Consider the following 19,899-nt stretch of genomic DNA (forward strand, 5'->3'; position numbering starts at 1 on the left):
TTGATGCAATAGTGAAATGCTTAAAATTTTAGCATTTTGTTATTTATTAGATTTGAAACCACCTCTGTAACTGCGGGATGCTATAGGGCATGAAGACGGTGAGCCGTAGGCTCTACCTATTTGTAGAAAAAACGACGAATGAAATTTATGCCTCGTAGAGGCTACCCATCCGCAAGATAGGTAACAAGCCTTTCCTTCCATGCCTTAAATGACGGCGAAGGGTAGCCTCTAACGAGGCAATAATCGTTTAATTTTCCGTTTGCTACAAACAGGTATACCCTATGGGTCATATTAAAATATAATACAGATATGTACTGAGAAAACAAAGATGCGATATGCATATCACGTAGAGCCCTTCTTTTCTTAGGAAGGAATCGTGCAAGGTCGGTTCGGTTTTAAAAACTTATTCATATATTCAAGCCACCTAGCAAGCACTTACTTATCTAATATGATGTGAAGAAAATATTGCTTACCAGAATGGCCGTGTCACAAGGTGATGATGCATTTGACAATAGATTGGAACTAGAAATAGATGAAGGTTGGGAATTACCGCAAATTATTGATAAGATTTTACGGCTAAATTACCTGCCAAAAATAAGCGGTGGAAAGGCTACATGGAGTGTTGCTTATGACCAACCATTAGGAGTGATTGCCCAACAATGGGAAAAGCCAAAATTGATTAGTAGCCGATTTCCGTTTTCCATCAATGACAAGTACAAAGATTTCGATAGTTTACATTTTAATTATCATGCTCAAAAAGATCCTGATATTGTTTACGAAGTTTTGTCTCGTTTCAGAACAGTTTGTTAACCCTAATTAATAACAGATACTGCCTAATAGGCACATGTTGTGCTATTCAAAATTTTATTTTTAGCTTAGCTAATCACTATGCTGAAAAAACTACGCTTATCATTTATTTTACTCCTATGTGCCGCGCCGGTTTTAGCGCAGCAGATGCAGTCGCCGTCCGAGTTTTTGGGCTATAAACTGGGTTCGCAATTTACCCCACACACCCGTATTGTAGATTATTTTAAATATGTGGCCGGCGTATCAAAAAACGTCAGGCTACAGCAATACGGTACCACTAACGAGCGCCGCCCGTTGATGGTCATGTTTATTGCATCGGACGAAAATATCAACCGATTACCCGAGATCAGGCAGCATAACCTATCACTGGCAGGTCAGGGCGATAGTAATTCATCATTAAAAAACGCCCCGGTTATTGTATGGTTAAGCTACAACGTACATGGCAACGAACCCAGCTCGAGCGAGGCATCCATGCAGACGCTTTTTGAACTGGCCGATCCGGCTAATACCCGTACAAAACCGTGGCTGGCAAATACGGTAGTCGTTATCGACCCCTGCCTGAATCCTGACGGGCGCGAACGGTACATTAATTTTTATTGCTCGGTAGCAGGAGTTACACCTGATGCCGACCCTGTTGCACGCGAACATAGCGAACCATGGCCGGGTGGCAGGATAAATCATTATTATTACGACCTGAACCGCGACTGGGCCTGGCAAACGCAAAAAGAAACTAAAGCAAGGGTCGCCTTATTCAATCAATGGCTGCCCGAGGTCCATGTCGATTTTCACGAACAGGGCTATAATTCCCCGTATTATTTTGCGCCGGCTGCCGAGCCGTTCCACCGCGACATTACCGCATGGCAAAAGGAGTTCCAGGTGATCATAGGCAGGAATAACGCCAAATATTTCGATCAGCAAGGGTGGCTGTACTATACAAAAGAAGAATATGACTTGCTTTATCCATCTTACGGCGATACTTACCCCATCTATAACGGGTCCATCGGCATGACATACGAGCAGGGCGGAATAGGGGCCGGGCTGGCCATAGCCACGCGCAGCGGCGATACTTTAACGCTTGCAGATCGTATCTCGCACCATCTTTCCAATAGCCTGAGCACTGTCGAAACCGTTTCGGCAAACGGTGCAAAAGCTTTGGAGGAGTTTAAGAAATATTTTGATAACAGCCGGGCCAACCCACCGGGCGACTATAAAACATACGTCATCAAAAACGACAACCAGGATAAGATCGGTATGCTGGGTGCTATGCTTTCCCGTAACGGCATTAAATATTCCTTCGGCGTAAAAGAGAAAAGCAACGGCTATAACTACGTCACCGGGAAAACAGAGGATTTTGAAATAGGGGAAAAGGATATGGTAATAAGCGCCTACCAGCCCAAGGCTGTCCTGGTAAATGTACTGCTTGAACCTAAAACTTTTGTGGCCGATTCCAACACCTATGATATTACCGCCTGGGCGTTGCCCTATGCCTATGGGCTGAAGGCTTACGGGATTAAAGAGGGGCTTAAAAATGACCTTGCCAAAGCAAGCAGTATGCAGGCAGTTAGGGCTGGCAATCCACATGCTTATGCCTACGTGTCTCCCTGGAGGTCGTGGTATGATGTTAAGTTTTTGGCCGGACTGCTGCGCAATAACATCAAAGTTCGTTATTCTGAAAAGCCATTCGAAGCGGCTGGTAAGAAATTTGCAGCAGGGTCATTGATTATTAGCAGGGCCGGCAATAGTGAGAATTTTGATGAAACAGTTCAAAAAGTCGCCGCTGACTGTAACCGCGAACTGACACCCCTGAGCTCGGGTTTTGCCGATAAAGGTGTCGACCTGGGTTCGCATGCGGTCAAATTTATCCGTGCACCGCGCGTGCTGCTTGTTTCCGGCGAGGGCGTTTCCGCAGAAGCGATGGGCGAGATATGGTTCTATTTTGAAAAGGAGATCAATTACCCGGTTACAATAGTAACATATAAAGACCTGGACCGAATAAAATGGAACCAGTTTGATGTTGCTATATTTCCTGATGGTTATTACGAGGACCTGCCGGTCGACAAATTGCAAAGCTGGGTGCACGATGGCGGTAAATTGATAGCTATGCAAAATATCATTTCGCTTTTGACCGATAAAAAAGGTTTTTCCATTAAGGCCGTTAAGGACGATAAAAGCGATACGACAAAGGACCGGTCGGACCTGGTAAGATCCTACGCCGACCGTGATCATGAAGCCATACGCTCAAATGTACCGGGCGCTATCTACAAAGTGGATATGGACAATACCCATCCGCTTGGTTTTGGACTCGATAAATATTATTTCAGCCTTAAACTCGACGACGATCTGTACAAATATCTTGATGACGACGGATGGAACGTTGGTACCGTGGGCAAGAACGGATATGTCGAGGGTTTTGTGGGCCAAAAGGCTAAAGAAAAGATAAAAAACGGTCTGCTGTTCGGCGTGCAGAATTTGGGGCGTGGCTCGGTAGTCTATATGGTTGATGATCCGCTGTTCCGCAGCTTCTGGGAGAACGGCAAACTGCTTTTTGGCAACGCGGTGTTTATGGTAGGACAGTAACTTAGTTGGCAGTTTGCAGCGGCCTCTATAAAACTGCCAACGGCAAACTGCCAACTAATAACTGCAAACTTAATTCGCCCCTTTCACCCTGTTATTCAGGTCATCCGCGCCGGTTTCGTGCTTGCGCATTTTTATCTTGGTGCTTCCGAAATTGTAAGTAAATGTCAGTCTTGCGATGCGTGTTTCGCGTTTCTGCCTGATATCAAAGTCAACGCTCTGGTACTTACTGGTAACGTCGTTGCGGCGCATGTTAAATATATCGCTCACCGAGAATTTAAGGTTTGCCTTTTTGTTAAGGAACGAATGGCTCACCCCGGCATCTACGCTATATTGCGGTTTTACATAAAACAATGCATAGGTCAACGCTGATTGGTAATTGCCTGTCAGTTCAAACCTGTAGCCTTTTATCGGGGTGAATGTTTCGTTGGCCCTTATTTGATAAGCTGTCTGGCCGCGGTCGAGGTTTGCACCTTCTAATCCATTCGATTTAAAGCCCAGGTAGAATACCGTAACGTTCGCATTACCACTCCACCATTTGTTAATGGTATATGGTGCAAACAGGTTGGCGCTGTAATTTATCTGCGTTTGTAAGTTCTGGCTGGTCACAAAACCGATCTTTGTTTTGGGGTCGGCCCCGGGTATCTCAGATATTACGTCCGTGGTACGGCTATAGCCCAGGCTTAAATTGATACTCTTATTATAGGTATAGTTCAACTCGAAGTTGTTGGTATACTGCGGTTTCAAATAAGGGTTGCCTTTTTGATAGGTATATGGGTCCAGGTGATACACAAACGGGTTCAGGTTATCATACTGCGGGCGGTCGATACGGCGGCTGTACGAAATACCGATCTCGTTCTTATCATTAATAGTATGATTAATAAACACACTTGGGAACAGGTTGAAGTAATGCCTTGATACAACCTGGGTTACATTCAGCGAGTCGCCGGTTGCGTTTGAACTGGTGTACTCGCCGCGCAAGCCCAACTGCACAGATGTGTTTTTATAATCCTTTGAGAAATTGATATAACCTGCATCTATCTTTTCATCGTAAATAAAATGGTTCACGCTAAGGTATTGCCCGCCCTCAACCACAGATTGCTGCAGATCATTATCCGTTTTTACGTCACTCAGTTTCACACCTGTTTCAAATTTTACTGATTTGGTGATGGGCAGGGTATAGTCAGCCTTTGCGGTGTGGATATCGATATTCGATGGTGTCAGGTTTCCCAGAAATGCTGCGGGATGTTGCTGGCTACCATCGGCCAGGAAAAAGTTGGTCATATAATAGGCGTTCGAATTATTTTTGAATTTCGAATAGTCCAGGTCGATATTCAATTGCTGCCCGGCGGTATCCAGTTTCCAGGTATCATTCAGGTTAACAGCAATATTATGATAGCTCTGGTTGAAAACGGCTGCTGTCGTCAATGACGAATCCACCTGGCTAAAGTTCGGGCCAATATGCGTTGTGTTGGTATTGTTGTCCACTTCCGAATTGAAATAGCCGCTAACTACAAAGCCTACGGTGTTTTTGTCCGAGATATCGTAATCAGCCCCTACGCGGTAGCTGTTGTTATGATTGGTTTGGGGTAGTTCGCTGAATTGGTCAAAAAAGGTTTGTCCACCCACACTATCGGTAACAATACGTTTGATGCCGATATTCTGGTATCTTTTGTTATCGTTGTGGCTAAACGTACCAAACAGGTTTAACCTGCCTTCTTTATGGTTCAATTGAAAGGTCTCGTTATCCTTGCCATTTTTTCCGTAACCAACGCCGGCAGTTATGCTGCCATTGGTGCCGGTTTGCCTGTTCTTTTTAAGCTTGATATTGATAATACCCGAATTTCCCGAAGCATCATATTTAGCCGACGGGTTCGAAATGATCTCGATCGATTGTATCGTATTGCCGTCTGTTGAACGCAATAAAGTAGCTAATTGGGCGGACGTGAGGTAGGTTAATTTATCGTTCAGCATTACGGTTACACCCTGTTTGCCTTTCAGGCTGATATTATCGTCCTTATCCACACTCACACCGGGCGCCCGCTCCAATATATCCATTGCCGAATTGCCTGCTGCCAGCACACTACCGGCTACGTTCAAAACTACCCGGTCCGACTTCTGCTCAATCAGCGGCTTGCTGGCCACAATATTTACCGTACTTAAATTATGATCGTTCGGTTGCATAGCTATCTGTGGCACAGTGACGCTTTTTGATGCCTGACTAATGGTGAAGGGCTTGCTCGTGGCCTTGTCGTAACCAACGGTAGTGGCCTTTACCAGGTATTGCCCGTCTTTAATATGCTCAAACACATAAACACCTGCGTCGTTGCTTATGGCTCCTTTTACAATTGTGGAGTCTTTTGCATTTAACAGGCTGGTGGTGGCAAACATCATTGGCTTTCCGTGCTCGTCGAGCAGCGTGCCTGATATGCGCCCGCCGGGTACGGAAGTTTGCGCCAAAGCGGCGCCCGATATTCCAAGAATAAAAAGGAAGGTGTAAAATATTTTGAGGATAGCTGGTTTCATGTCTGTTGTGTGTTTAAAAATTTGGGCAATAAATGACCCATAGGGGGTTTTCCCTTATTTTTTGGTTTGTTAAATAAGTTGCCTGGTTTACCGGTTATTCAACCGTTGTTATGGATGAGTAACGGGTGTTATTTGTATCTGCTTTGTTCTTTCTCCATTTGTAGTTCTCGTACGTTTGGGCAATAGTGCTCCCTTCAGAGTATTTCTCTCTTTTTTTAGTAAACCTTTAAAATGAGGCTTGCGGATATTGCCGCGGTTATTATTTTGTTATTTGTATTAAGATGCAGTAACGGGTGGATTGGTTACAGCCATTTTTGCGTTTTTCGGCGAAAAGTGATATTTGCATACGCGAATGGCCTGTTTTTGTCGGTGAATGTCAATTAAAGTTTTTTAATGCCGGCGCCACACCGCTTATCACGTCTTTAAATAACGAAAATCCGCTTTCGTTTAGCCCGGTTTGCTCTTGTTTGTCTCCATCACCCTGATTTTTATTCAAATAAACATCAGTTCCTTCCTCCGGTAAATATTTTTTGACCAACGGCCCGCCGTCTTTGACCATTGGACGAACCTGGCCGGGTTTAGCAATACTGGCCGATCCTTTGTGTGTATAGTAAAAGAGAAGTATAAGTCCGCACAATAGCAGCAGGCTTATATAGGTCGATGGCATTTTCATGAGCATGCTTTTTTGGTATGAAGTAAATCATGAGCTGCCTTATTCCATTACCGGCAGCTCATGAATCTTTATATCTTATTTGATCTTCGAACTGTCAACCGGCAGGTGCTTTCTTATTATAGTGTCGGTTACCAGCGTATCTACTTTACATTGTATGCCGTTGTCAGTCATCACAAAGGTGGCGTCGGTTACTTTATCATAATCCTTTTTATTGATCTCGTTGCAATCATGAATACTGAAGTTCGCAATCCTGTCCACATCGTGATCAATAACCACTTTGGCATTTTTAGGTAGCTTGAGCGTAAGATCGATTTCTTCGTCGTGCCACAATTCGTCGTTTTTTCCATAAAAGCGCTGATCGAATTTGAGTATCGTATCTTTCTGGCTGAATATGTATTTGATGTTACGTGCATTATTAAAGGCGTCTTCGTAATAAGGCCCCCTTGCACGTGAGGATTTGATCAGCACCGGCTGGCCCGAATCGCTTGTCTCGATATTGAGCCTGATATTTCGGTGCGAGAAACTTTGAAAGTCATTATCGTCGTCATCGGCAACCTTCATATTCGGCGATAGGTTTTTGATGTTTAATCTTACGCTGTCTTCGGCCGAGAAATATTTAAGGTCGTTCAGCTTTATATAGTATACATTGTCTTTTGTTGGCTGAAGTGCTATAGTTTCGACAACGCTGGCATGGGACTGGAACTCCGAAGCAATGCCAACCGTATTATATACCAGCGCGCCCACGGCACAAAGCCATATGATCAATGCGGCCGTGCCACCTGAGCGGCTAATGCTTCCCACATTAAATATGCTTTTAAGCACCAGCATCATAATACTGATAAGCGGAACTACTGCAACTATGTAGCCTGCAATAAATATATAGTCGGCATGATGGTGGCGTAATATCTGATAGGGCAGCTCGTGAAACGGTCCGAAATAACCCACGCTCAGCAAAGCGATGAATGCAACAGTAAAGAAAACCAGGAACCCGGCGCAGGTTAATATAAGGGCAATTCCGATAAGTTTTAAAAGTACCTTGGCCGCTCCGTTAAAGAACGTACCGAGGTGATGCACAAAGTCGCCTGTAAAGTCGCGCGCCTTGTAAACAAACGGCCGCGCCTCGTGGTGAAGGTTTGACAGGTTGTTGCGCATGCCGCCCAGTTCTTCTTCAAAATTCTTTTTAAAACCCTGAAGGTTCAGCTTTTCGCCCTTCATAGCCATACGGTCGGCGCGGGTAACCGCTTTGGGTATCACTATCCATAATATGATGTATAGTATAATGCCCGTACCGGCAAACAGGAACGAAAGGGCGAACGCCAGGCGTATCCACACCACGTCGACATCAAAATAATTGGCAATGCCTGCGGCTACGCCGCCCAACAGGTGGTCATCCGGGTCGCGGAACAACCTGCGCGAGCTGGTACTGTTATAATAGGTATCGCTGAAAGTGGGTTCTGTATCCATTTCAGATTTCTCAAAATCTTCAACTGTCCCCATCTGGCCGATAACCGAATTTACGTCCTGCTCCACAATAACCTGTTTGTTTTCGCCAGCAAGCAGTTCGTTAAACATTTCGGCAATGCGGTTTTCTATATCGGTAGTTATTTCCAGGCTGTCGGCCGAATTCATAAAATGACGTTTTACATCCGTCATGTAGTTTTTCAGTATTTCATAGGCATCTTCCTCGATGTGAAATACTATGCCGTTTATATTTATGATAATTGTTTTGTTCATGATCTTTGTTTCTTAAATGTCATTGGGTCATTAGTAGTTAAGCGCATTGCTTTTACCTTTCTGTTTTCACCTTTCTCTCACCGATAGATGTTTGGACGGCAAATGCCAGTTCCTGCCAGGTTTTGTCCAATTGTTCCAAAACATTTTTGCCTTCGTCCGACAGGACGTAATATTTTCGCGGCGGCCCCGAGGTTGACTCGACCCAATTATAGCTGAGGAGTCCATTGTTCTTTAATCGGGTTAGTAAAGGATACAAAGTTCCCTCTACAACAAGCAATTGGGCCTTCTTAAGTTCAGCAATGATATCTGAAGCATATATTTCGCCCTTTGCTATAATGGAAAGAATGCAATATTCCAAAACACCTTTCCTCATTTGCGTTTGTGTATTTTCGACAATCATATCACAAAGATATATGTTTTAAATTGTATTATGCAATACATAGTACTAAAATTATTAATTTTTATATACGAAAGAGTCTTTTTTTCTGAAAAAACATGTTTTTGTTAGATTTTATTTGACTTTTTAATAATGTAACACTACTTTTATCTTTAATTAACTATTAACTGATCTTATTATTAACGAAATGAAAAAACTTCTACTAGTAAGTTTGTGCTTTCTGATGTTATGCGTAACGCAGGTATTTGCACAAAACCGTACTATTACAGGTACGGTTACGGCCAAAGAGGATGGCCTTCCCATTCCGGGAGCCACAGTAAAGGTGAAGAATTCGACTGTAGTTACAGTATCTAACTCAGCCGGTAAGTATTCACTAAGTGTGCCACCAGGTTCCTCAATCCAGGTATCCTTTGTGGGCTACACTACCCAAACAATTGCCGTAGGCAATCAATCCACCATTAATGTGGTATTGGTTTCGTCCGCAAATCAATTGGGCGAGGTTGTTGTAACCACCTCACTGGGCATCAGGCACCAGGCAAAAGAATTAGGTTACTCAGCAGCAACCATTACTCCTAAGGAGTTGACCCAAACCAACGTAACTAACGTTGCCCAGGGTTTAACGGGTAAGGTTGCAGGCTTGGGTATCTATACGCTTGACAACGGTGTCGACCCTCAGATCAACGTTAACCTTCGTGGTTTCCGTTCATTGGAAGGTAACAATGGTGCACTGATTGTTATTGATGGTGTTCCCGTGCCGAGCCAAACCATCGGTGCCATTAACCCTAACGATATTGCTGACGTTACCATCCTGAAAGGTGCGGGCGCTGCGGCTTTGTATGGTTCACAGGCATCAAACGGCGCTATATTGATCACCTCTAAAAGAGGAACAGGCGATGGTAAACCACAAATCATTTACCAAAACTCGTTCCAACTTGAAAGGGTAGCATTCTATCCAAAATTACAAAGCAGTTTCGGCCCTTTCGGTGGTGAGCCAAACTACCTTGATCCGATAACCGGCGCTTCACAGTACGTTCCTTATGAGAACCAGTTGTACGGGCCACGTTTCGATGGATCGATCGTGCAAGTAGGCGCGCCTTTGGATAGTGCCAATGGTACTGTTATTAAAGTCCCTTATTCTGCGTTAAAAACAAACCCAATACAGCAGTTCTTCCAAACAGGTATAACCGAACAGAATGATATCTCTTACTCACAGGGTGATGCCAAAAACTCGTTCTATATGTCGGCGCAAAATGCCTACAGGAAAACTGTAGTGCCTGACGACAAAAACATTAAGGATGCGTTCAGTGCCAGAGGACACCGTACTTACGGTATATTCTCGGCCGATTACTCTATCAGCTATACAAAAACCGATGTTAGCACTTATGTGCATAACAGTAACAACTTTAGCAACCAGTTCCAAAACCAGTTTGGTGGCGTACCCGGAAGCTTTGTGACAAATGCAGGCGCCAATGACTTGTATTCATCGGTATTACAATGGCCGGCTTTCCTTGATATCAAAAAATATTCAGATCCTGACTCTGATATAGGTAATGCAAGCAACTTCTATGATGCTTATGCTATCAACCCATACTGGATCATCAAACATACCAGGGACAATTATACAAGGGACCAGGTATTATCGCAATTGAAATTGAAATTGGAACCTACTGATTGGTTATCTGCAAGCTACCAGGTTTCTAACAACTTTGGTGTTTACCGCGAAAGAATGACCAAACAGGAAGTTGACTTTACAGACTACGGCATCAGCGACTATTGGGGCGCCGGTAATACTGCATCAGGTTTTACCACCGGTAAAGCCTTAGGAAGTGTTTATGACCTGTATAACTTTGGTGACGGTACCGCGTTCGGAGCCAACCGTATTGAAGGTGACGCTGTTATCGATCTTCATCATAACTTCTTCAAGGATTTCAAAACAGAGTTGATCGTAGGTAATACCATTTATCAAACGTATAGCAAACAGCAAGCTACCGGCAGCAATCAATTGCTTATCAAGGACTTGTATAACATCAATTACATTGGTGGTTTGATCCAGGCCGCCGAGCAGGAATTCAGACAGCGTCAGATCGCTTTCTTTGCTGACTTAAACATCAGTTATAAAGGATGGTTAAACCTGGAGGCAACGTTCCGTAACGAACAGGATTCTCGCCTTTCAAAAGCACAACGGTCATTTAACTATCCTTCGGCTAAATTGTCATTCATACCAACAGATGCCTTCGCAGCTTTAAGGGACAATAAAATTCTCAGCTTTCTGAAAGTTTACGGATCGGTAAGCCAGGTGGGTAACATCAACATCGGAGATTACCAGATTTATAACAACTTTAACCTTGCTCCTGGCTTCCCTTACGGATCGTTGGGTGGATTGACGGCAAGTACAACCAATTTTAGTGCAGGCTTGAAACCAGAGTTAACCCGTGAGATCGAGTTTGGTACCGAAATAGGTTTGTTCAGCAACCGTTTGTATTTCAACTATAGCCACTATCAGCAAAGGGATAAAAACCAGACTGTTTATATAGGTACCTCCATCGCGACAGGTTATAGTTCAGACTTGATCAACATTGGTGAAACACAGTCGACTGGTAACGAACTCCAGGTTAAAGGAGAGATACTTACACAGGCACAAAATAATTTTGGTTTTACAATGGAGGTTAACTTTTCTCAGAATGAGTCGAAAGTTGTTTCATTACTTCCCGGTGTTAACCAATTGTCCCTTGGTAATAACCAGTATGCTATCGTAGGTCAGCCGTTCCCGCTGTTAAGGGGTACTGACTTCGTTCGCGATCCTCAGGGTCATGTAGTTGTAAGCGGAACCACAGGTTATCCAATTCAAAATGGTTCAAACTTAACCACCTTTGGCAGAACGACACCTGAATATATCGTTGGTGTGCATCCAACATTTAGTTACAAGTTTGTTAGCTTATCAGGATTATTTGAATATCGTGGCGGTGATGTGGTATTTAACCAGATCGGAGGTACAATGACTTTTGCAGGTTCATCTTACCAGTCTGCATCAGCAGGCCGTCAGCCTTTCATTTATCCAAATTCAGTAATTCAAACTTCACCAGGTGTTTACACTGCTAATACCAATGTGAACGTTGTAAATGGTAACTACGGTTTCTGGCAAGGTTCTGCTTTCCCAAGCACAAACAGCCCGTTTGTATCAAGCGGCGCTTTCTGGAAATTGCGTGAAATTAACCTGTCGTTCAAGCTAGATCAGTTTATTAAGCAAAGTAAATATATAAAAGGAGCAACGCTTGCATTTACAGGTCGTAACCTTTTCGTTTGGGTTCCGAAAAGCAACCCTTGGACAGATCCTGAATTCTCAAACCAGGGCCCAACCGGGAACGGTAGCACTCCAGGTGTAAATAACGTTAACCAATTGCCGGGCACAAGGATATTTGGGGCTGATCTTAAATTAACCTTTTAATTGAAGTAAAGAGATGAAAAAATATATTTTAATTGTAGCAGCATTTTTTACGGCGGGAATTTCCGGATGTAAAAAAGACTATTTGAGCCTTGAGGTGAACCCCAACGTTCCATCGGTCACTACACCGTCGCTTAGTTTGTCAGCAGCGTTAAATGCTACAGCTTCTTCGGTGGTAAATCAATATGCCGCATATGGTGTTTGGGCTGGTTTTTGGACCACCAGCGGTAACTATGTCCCTAATCAAACGGTTAATCAATTTAACCTGACTACCGGTTCGTTAAATAGCGACTGGGCTGATTTTTACGGACAACTAACAAACTACAACACTTTGGAAAATTTGGCCGCGGCAGATCCAAGCCAGGTTAATTTTCAGGCGATTGCTAAAATTATGAAAGCCTATGGTTTTCAGCATTTGGTAGATGAGTTTAATGATGTACCGTATTCACAGGCCTTCCAGCCTTCTACAATTCTTTTCCCGGCCTATGATAAGGGAACAGATATTTACGAGGACCTTGGCAAACAACTTGACGCAGCCATCGCACTGATCAAGGGAGCGCCTAGCACCGCGGCCAATCCGGGGACTGCCGACATTGTTTTCGGCGGCGATATGACAGGATGGCTGAAATTTGCAAATTCCCTGAAATTACGTTTAGCTATGCGCGTTAGCACCAAGACTCCAGGTGATCCTTTAGTAACAGATCTTGCTTCTACCCAGGCGGACGGTTATCTTGATGGTGATACGTTCGCAGCAGCGAATCCTGGTTATTCAAATACTACTGGTAAACAGAATCCATTTTATGGTACGTATGGATTTGATGCTTCGGGAAACCCGGTTTTTGGTAATGTTTATTACAGGGCTAATGACTTTTCAGTAAAGACACTTACCAACTTCAATGATCCGCGCCTTAATGTGTTATACACCAAGGTTCCTACATCGAGCACCGACGCTACATTGGTAATTCAAGGTAATATTTTCGGCGATCCGGGTGTTAAATCTAACTCTTATACCAGCGCTATCGGTGCCGGTTTGCTGAAATCACCATCCCAGGATGCCATATTGTTTTCTGGTGCAGAATCGTTATTTCTGCAGGCTGAAGCAGCAAATAAGGGATTTATCAACGGGAATGCTCAAACCCTGTATGAGGCAGGCATAACCGCCTCATTTGAGGCACTGGGACTAACCGCAGGCCAGGCTTCTACTTATTATGGCCAAACTCTGCCCAATGTAGGCTGGGCCTCTTCACCAAATAAAGAACAGGCCATACTTACGCAAAAATGGATAGCGCTTAACGGTTATTTCAATTTTGAAGCCTGGAATGAATATCGCAGAACTGGTATACCGGCGCACCCGTCATCAATTGACCCAGCCGCTATCAGTGCAACATATCCAACCAGGGTACTATATCCAACATCTGAGTTAAGCACAAACCCAACCAATTTAGCTAAAGAAGGAACGATAGACGTGTTCACAAGCAAAATATTCTGGGCCCAATAATTTAAAAAACAATGAAAAAGAGATTATATTTTATTTCCACGCTACTTTTGGCCGCGACGGCGCTTAGTTTAAGCTCATGTCTTAAGGACCCACGGTATGTAGATTTCAGCAAGGCTGGAAATGTGGTTAATATGCCTTTTAGCGGTCAGGCTTATTTTGGCAGCGATGCCATTACCGAAGCGCCCGCTGATGATGCTAACGGGACTATTGTAAGGCAATTTTCTGTCAACGTGGCGACTGCTAACCCACCGACTACTGATACTAAAGTTACGTTAGCCGTTGACAATTCGTTGGTTGATACCTACAACGCTTTGGGTGGCCCGGTTACTTATGAAGCAATGCCTGCCGAAGCTTATTCGTTTACAACCACTGAGGTTACTGTACCTGCAGGAAAGCAATATGCAGTTACATCCGTAACTTTTTATAAAAACCTGCTTGATCCTTCAAAAAGCTATATGCTGCCTATTAAGATAGCAAGCACTACGGGAGGATACACCATTAGCGGTAACCTTGGTGTACATTACTATCACTTTATAGGTAACGACTTTGCCGGTGTTTATGAGCACTTTTATACCCGGTGGAATGTGGCTGATTCTACAACAGCAGCTCCATCTACTCCGCGTACAGACGAAGGAACGGACATAATCAATCCGGTTACCCCAACTGAATTTACGGTGGTAACGGATTATTTCACCCAACCTCGTTATGATGTTACGTTCACTAAAACCGGCACTGGAGCGTCAGCTACTTACTCAAACTTCCAGATAGGATTTTATGGAACAGATGTAGCTGATTTGTTTACCCCGAACGGAGTTTCGGTGGGTACACAGCCTCAGATATTGCCTGCCGATTATCATACGAATCCCTACGATCCTAACAAGCAATACACTTACGCGGAAGCGTTAAAGCTGTTCAGGTTTTATTTCACCACGGCCTCAAGGTCGATTATCGACGAATTTATCAAGCCGTAGTAGTTATTACAAAATACTTAAGCCTCCCGGTAAAACCGGGAGGCTTTTTTTTTGACTGGGGCGTGAAGATATTATGTAACATAATTGTTAGAGATAAATGAAAACTAAACTTTTGGGAAATAAATCTGAAATACTATTTTAGCCCAAATGATAATTAATTTATGAAAAAAACTATTCTATCGTGCCTTTTAGCCTTATCAATGGCACAAATAGCATCCGCACAGGAGACCGCAGCGAGTGGCTCGGTAAAAGATGACAATGGAACGCCCCTCCGTTATGTATTTATATTGGATGCGCAAAGCAAATCTGCCGCCCTTACTGATTCGCTCGGAAATTTTAATATCAAGGCGTCAACTGATTCCAAATTACAATTTGCGTTACCCGGATACAAAGATGTGGCAATGCCTGTTAATAAAAGTGGTGCAGGTTTGCAGGTGGTCTTAAAGGAAACTAATCCTGGTGCTGTTAAGGCAACAGACAGCGTAGGCGCGAACCTAACTAACCGGATCGAAAAAACGGATGTAACGTCATTACGCATGGGCGGACAGATTGCTCCTGGTCATCAGAAGGGCAATTTGGTTGGAAGCCAGTATTTTTTTGACACCTTTGCGCATGGATTTATTGTGGAACCATCGGGCAATATTGTTTACAGTTCTGATAACCTGCTAAATTTTGATAAGATAAGAGGGGGGCTTTTATTAGCCAAAGACCCCAAAAATATTGAACTGGTAGATTGGGATCGCGTGAAAGGGTTCACGTTATACAGCCCGGCAGGTGTTCGTTTTGATTTTGAAAAGGACACCACTATTAACCCAACCCATTTTTTGCAGGTGATTGCTACCGGTCCGAAATATAAAATTTACAAGCTTATAAAAACCAGGTTCGTTCGGTCTGATTACGTGAATAACGGAGCTGCACCGCATGGGCATGATTATGACGAGTTTGTGGATGATGCCGATTATTTCGTGGTAGATGTGCAGGCAAACAAGCATATGGAATTATCACTTAAAAAGAAATCACTTAAAGCAGATTTTGCTAAGGAAGGTGATAAGATAGAAAAGTATTTGAAAGATAACTCCGGAAGAATTGATGATGCTTATTTGAGTAAACTGGGCGACTATATGAACCAGTAATTAAAAATATATCCCTTTGAAAACAGCAAGACGCGGCCCCGAAGCCGCGTTCGCTGTTTTAGGTAAAAAGCTATTTTTTATCGGCGCTGTACTTACCTGGCCCCAGGAAAAGGAGCCCGGCAAACATAACAGCGGTTTCAATAGCTTGCGCGGCATCGCCCAGGCCACCGCCGTTGCCAAAATGAGAAAAAGCGGCAACTACAAGGGTTATCACAAATAACAGGCAGACGAGCCTGAAAGCTAATCCGATGATCACAAGGAAACCGCCAACAGTTTCAACAAGTGCCGCCAGCAGGCCCCATACAACCGGCAGAAAATGAATGCCAACATATTTTGTCGACTCTCCTAACCCTTCCCAGGTTTTTACACCCCCGGTAAGCAGCGGCCAGCCATGATAAATAAACATACCGCCCAGGCCAAGGCGTATAATCAATAATCCAAAATTTTTGTAATTCCCTAAAGCGCCAAATAATGCCATTGTTTTTAATAATTAAATGTGTTAAAATAGATGTAGTTGCAGATGAACTTTAAGATAAGGCATAAAAGGCCTCCGCCTGTTTTTCATGTACCGATAAAGCGAGCGTTTTCCCAAATATCAGCGACTGGTTATCGGGTATGTGCCCGGCCGGAAAATCGAAACAAACGGGATAATTATAGTTTTTTACCACTTCCATCACAATTTCGGGGACAGTTTGGCCGAATGGGATATCATTATCCTTCAATTCGGTAAATCCTCCAACTATAAGCCCTGCAAGGTTTTTCAATTTCCCTGCCCGGTCCAGTGTACGCACCATGCGGTCCACTGAATACAGGTACTCGCCAACGTCCTCAATAAAAAGTACTTTCCCGTTATAGTCATAGTCAGATACTGAACCCAGCACGGCTACCAGCAGGCTCAAATTTCCGCCAGCCAGGATGCCCGTACCCGTTCCACTCCGATTTAATTGATGTGATTCGAATTTGTAGCCAAACTCCTCGCCAAACAATGCCTTTCTGAGCGTTTCCAAAGAGTATTTTGAAGCATCCGGCACGGTTACCGGCATTTGCCCGTGAATAGTTTGGGTGTTATAATTTTGATGAAGGTGCGCATGTAAAACAGTGATATCGCTGAAGCCGACCAGCCATTTTGGATTATTTTCGAAACGGCTGAAATCAACCTTGTCGATCATGCGGATAGTGCCGTAACCACCCCGTGCGGCTATAATAGCTTTAATGCTATCATCGTAGATAAATTTTTGCAGATCGCGTGCGCGCAGGTCGTCATCCCCGGCAAACTGGTGGTAAGATGCGCTCAATGTTTCGCCCAATACTACTTTAAGTCCCCACGACTCTAACAGGGCCACGGCATCGTCCATAGGTTTGGGTAGCTTTTTTGCAGGACAGGTAATAGCAACTTTGTCGCCTTTTTTCAGAAATGGCGGCGAGATCCCGGAAATGACCGACGGATTATTCATTATTATTAATTAAAAACTTGCGGACTTTCCGACTTACGGACTTTCCGACACAAATCAATTATCTTTGCAATCCGTCAACCAGGCGGATCGGACGCAATTTAACACAATGTCACAACTTAATAAATTTAAACGCTATACTATAACTTCGGCTTTGCCGTACGCTAATGGTCCGCTGCACATCGGCCACCTGGCAGGGGCATATTTGCCCGCCGATATTTTTGTACGTTACCTGCGCCTTAAAAAGCAGGACGTGGTTTATATCTGCGGTTCCGATGAGCATGGTGCGGCTATTACCATTAAAGCAAAAAAAGAAGGCACTACGCCACAGGCGATAATTGACAAATATCATAAACAGATAAAGCAAAGCTTTGAAGATTTCGGCATCGCGTTCGATATTTATCATCGCACGTCATCGCCCATTCATCACGATCTGTCGCAGGAATTTTTCCTGAACCTGTACGAAAAGGATGAATTTGTAGAGAAATTTTCGGAACAATATTTTGATGAGGATTTTCAGCAGTTTTTAGCCGACCGTTATATCACCGGAACCTGCCCTAACTGCAGTAACCCGAATGCCTATGGCGACCAATGCGAAAACTGCGGCACATCGCTCAACCCGACAGACCTGATCAATCCGGTATCCACATTAAGCGGTAAAACGCCGATCTTAAAACCAACCAAGCATTGGTATTTGCCATTGGATAAATACCAGCCCTGGCTGGAAAAATGGATAGACGAAAAGGAAGGTGAATGGAAAGTTAACGTATTCGGGCAATGTAAATCGTGGCTCAAATCGGGCCTGCAGCCACGCTCGATGACCCGCGACCTGGATTGGGGTATCGATGTTCCGCTGGAAGAAGCGAAAGGCAAGAAGCTTTACGTGTGGATGGACGCGCCGATAGGCTATATTTCGGCCACTAAACAATGGGCGCTCGATCATGATAAAGACTGGAAATTATACTGGAAAAAACAGGCTAAGGAAGAAGACAATGCCTGCCTGATACATTTCATTGGCAAGGATAATATCGTTTTCCATTGTATTATTTTCCCGGCCATTCTGCGTGCGCACGGCGAATATATTTTGCCGCAAAATGTCCCCGCCAACGAGTTTCTGAATTTGGAGGGCGATAAGCTTTCTACCTCACGTAATCATGCAGTTTGGCTGCACGAATACCTGGAGGAATTTCCGGGCAAGCAGGACGAGTTGCGCTATGTATTGACATCTATTCTGCCCGAAACAAGCGACAGCGAATTTACCTGGAAGGATTACCAGGCCAGGGTGAACAATGAGCTGGTGGCTATCCTGGGCAATTTTGTGAATAGGGTGATGATCCTGATGCACAAATTTTTTGACGGGAAAGTGGAAAGTGCCGCGGGTAAAATTGTATTGGACGAACCGGTTATCGACACGGAACTTTGCCGGCTTTATGATGAATTGGAACGCGGCCTCGAAACCTACAAATTCAGGCAGGGCATGCAAACCGTTATGGATATAGCACGCATCGGCAATAAATACCTGACCGAAAAAGAGCCCTGGAAGACCATAAAAACGGATCCGGACGACGCCCGCAAAACTTTGCACAATTGCCTGGTGCTGATAGGTCACCTGGCCGCATGCCTGCAGCCGTTTTTACCGGCAACTGCTAAGAAAACGTTGCACATGCTGAATTGGCCTGCCGACCAGGTAGGTTTTGATGAAGAAATGGCCTTCCCGTCAGGACATCAGCTGAACCCGGCTGCTTTGCTGTTTGAAAAGGTTGAAGATGGCCCTATAGAAGCGCAAATAGCAAAACTGGAATCAAAAAAACAGCAGTCGGCCCAGGCTAAAAGTATTCATGTGCCCGAGCCTAAAGAGAATATCAGCTATGAAGCTTTCGCGACGATGGATATCCGTGTAGGTACAATACTGACGGCGGAAAAGGTTGCTAAAACCAAAAAGTTGCTGAAACTAACCATCGATACAGGTATCGATCAGCGTACGGTAGTGTCAGGACTGGCCGAGCAATACGAACCCGAAGCCATCATCGGTAAAAGGGTAAGCATACTGGTAAACCTGGAGCCACGGGAAATTAAAGGCATCCTGTCGCAAGGCATGATCCTGATGGCCGAGGACAGTGAAGGCAAGCTAAGCTTTGTACAACCTGCCGACGACCTGCATAATGGTTCTGTTGTAAGATAAGAGATAAATTTGCACCTTTGCAGCTTAGAATATGCATATCTGCACATCCACGCATTTGCACATTCGACAAGGTCCCGTAGTTCAACGGATAGAATAGGAGTTTCCTAAACTCTAGATATGAGTTCGATTCTCGTCGGGACCACTAAAAACGCAGTTCTTCCCTATAAGAGCTGCGTTTTTTGCTTAATGGGGCGAATAATAGGTAAAGTTCGCAAGGCTCGAATTGAATCTAAATAAACTTTTGAGCAAATCTAAATTGCTTTTCTTCAAACAATTTTCTGGTGATCAAAGCGATATTTTGGACTTTGATGGCATTTTCAAAAGCGCCTTGAGGTCTGTTTTATAATGGGATTTAATTCTCAAAGTTCTCATACCTTGCCCCCTTGGGGGAAAGGTTGAATTTTAAGAGGGTACAGTAATTGTCTGATGAACTGTATTAAGCTGTTTGGTGATTCAAAGGAATATCACTTGGTGATGAATTCAAAGCAAAAACAAGGCTCAAGCGAATAAA

At 44.0% G+C, this 19,899-nt stretch carries 14 protein-coding genes and 1 tRNA gene; 8 read left to right on the forward strand and 7 right to left on the reverse strand.

From position 1 onward, the window contains the following. Positions 1-161: 161 nt before the first annotated feature. Positions 162-290: a hypothetical protein gene (locus VL525_RS15230; RefSeq protein WP_325387893.1), complete on the reverse strand. Its 129-nt coding sequence runs from the start codon at positions 288-290 to the stop codon at positions 162-164. 163 nt (positions 291-453) lie between these two features. On the opposite strand from VL525_RS15230, the gene VL525_RS15235 reads away from it, so the two are divergent. Together VL525_RS15235 and VL525_RS15240 are read left to right on the forward strand one after the other, a co-directional pair. Next, positions 454-810, forward strand: a complete 357-nt coding sequence (locus VL525_RS15235; RefSeq protein WP_325387894.1) for a hypothetical protein — start codon at positions 454-456, stop codon at positions 808-810. A gap of 78 nt (positions 811-888) precedes the next feature. Next, positions 889-3,384, forward strand: coding sequence for a M14 family metallopeptidase (locus VL525_RS15240; RefSeq protein WP_325387895.1), 2,496 nt, complete (start codon positions 889-891; stop codon positions 3,382-3,384). Between the two features lie 69 nt (positions 3,385-3,453). Here the strand turns inward: VL525_RS15240 and VL525_RS15245 are convergent, their stop codons facing one another. The 4 genes from VL525_RS15245 to VL525_RS15260 form a co-directional block, all read right to left on the reverse strand. Continuing rightward, positions 3,454-5,907: an outer membrane beta-barrel family protein gene (locus tag VL525_RS15245; RefSeq protein ID WP_325387896.1), complete on the reverse strand. Its 2,454-nt coding sequence runs from the start codon at positions 5,905-5,907 to the stop codon at positions 3,454-3,456. Positions 5,908-6,283: 376 nt separating this feature from the next. Beyond that, on the reverse strand, positions 6,284-6,580 hold the full coding sequence (locus VL525_RS15250) for a hypothetical protein (protein WP_325387897.1): 297 nt from the start codon (positions 6,578-6,580) through the stop codon (positions 6,284-6,286). 75 nt (positions 6,581-6,655) lie between these two features. Further along, positions 6,656-8,314 (reverse strand): PspC domain-containing protein, encoded by a 1,659-nt coding sequence (locus VL525_RS15255; protein ID WP_325387898.1) that lies wholly within the window; start codon positions 8,312-8,314, stop codon positions 6,656-6,658. 52 nt (positions 8,315-8,366) lie between these two features. Beyond that, positions 8,367-8,714: a PadR family transcriptional regulator gene (locus VL525_RS15260; protein WP_147030172.1), complete on the reverse strand. Its 348-nt coding sequence runs from the start codon at positions 8,712-8,714 to the stop codon at positions 8,367-8,369. 184 nt (positions 8,715-8,898) lie between these two features. Here VL525_RS15260 and VL525_RS15265 point away from each other — a divergent pair, with 184 nt between their 5' ends. The 4 genes from VL525_RS15265 (at position 8,899) to VL525_RS15280 (ending at position 15,755) form a co-directional block, all read left to right on the forward strand. Next, complete coding sequence (locus tag VL525_RS15265) at positions 8,899-12,156, forward strand: SusC/RagA family TonB-linked outer membrane protein (protein ID WP_325387899.1); 3,258 nt, start codon at positions 8,899-8,901, stop codon at positions 12,154-12,156. 13 nt (positions 12,157-12,169) lie between these two features. Next, complete coding sequence (locus tag VL525_RS15270) at positions 12,170-13,651, forward strand: SusD/RagB family nutrient-binding outer membrane lipoprotein (protein ID WP_325387900.1); 1,482 nt, start codon at positions 12,170-12,172, stop codon at positions 13,649-13,651. A gap of 11 nt (positions 13,652-13,662) precedes the next feature. Continuing rightward, positions 13,663-14,622 (forward strand): DUF1735 domain-containing protein, encoded by a 960-nt coding sequence (locus tag VL525_RS15275; protein WP_325387901.1) that lies wholly within the window; start codon positions 13,663-13,665, stop codon positions 14,620-14,622. 161 nt (positions 14,623-14,783) lie between these two features. Next, complete coding sequence (locus tag VL525_RS15280) at positions 14,784-15,755, forward strand: hypothetical protein (protein WP_325387902.1); 972 nt, start codon at positions 14,784-14,786, stop codon at positions 15,753-15,755. 70 nt (positions 15,756-15,825) lie between these two features. On the opposite strand, the gene VL525_RS15285 is transcribed toward VL525_RS15280, so the two are convergent. Both VL525_RS15285 and VL525_RS15290 read right to left on the reverse strand, forming a co-directional pair. Beyond that, positions 15,826-16,233, reverse strand: a complete 408-nt coding sequence (locus VL525_RS15285; protein ID WP_325387903.1) for a DoxX family protein — start codon at positions 16,231-16,233, stop codon at positions 15,826-15,828. A 49-nt stretch (positions 16,234-16,282) separates the two neighbouring features. Then, positions 16,283-17,209 carry an LD-carboxypeptidase gene (locus tag VL525_RS15290; protein ID WP_325387904.1) on the reverse strand — a complete coding sequence of 309 codons (927 nt, stop codon included), beginning with the start codon at positions 17,207-17,209 and terminating at the stop codon, positions 16,283-16,285. Between the two features lie 106 nt (positions 17,210-17,315). Between VL525_RS15290 and metG the strand changes: the two genes are divergently transcribed. Together metG and VL525_RS15300 are read left to right on the forward strand one after the other, a co-directional pair. Beyond that, entirely contained in the window at positions 17,316-19,388 is a 2,073-nt protein-coding gene (gene metG, locus VL525_RS15295) for a methionine--tRNA ligase (RefSeq protein ID WP_325387905.1), read from the forward strand. A 70-nt stretch (positions 19,389-19,458) separates the two neighbouring features. Further along, positions 19,459-19,530 (forward strand) — tRNA-Arg (locus VL525_RS15300). Positions 19,531-19,899 lie beyond the last annotated feature (369 nt).

Source organism: Mucilaginibacter sp., assembly GCF_035492695.1.
Taxonomy (GTDB): domain Bacteria; phylum Bacteroidota; class Bacteroidia; order Sphingobacteriales; family Sphingobacteriaceae; genus Mucilaginibacter.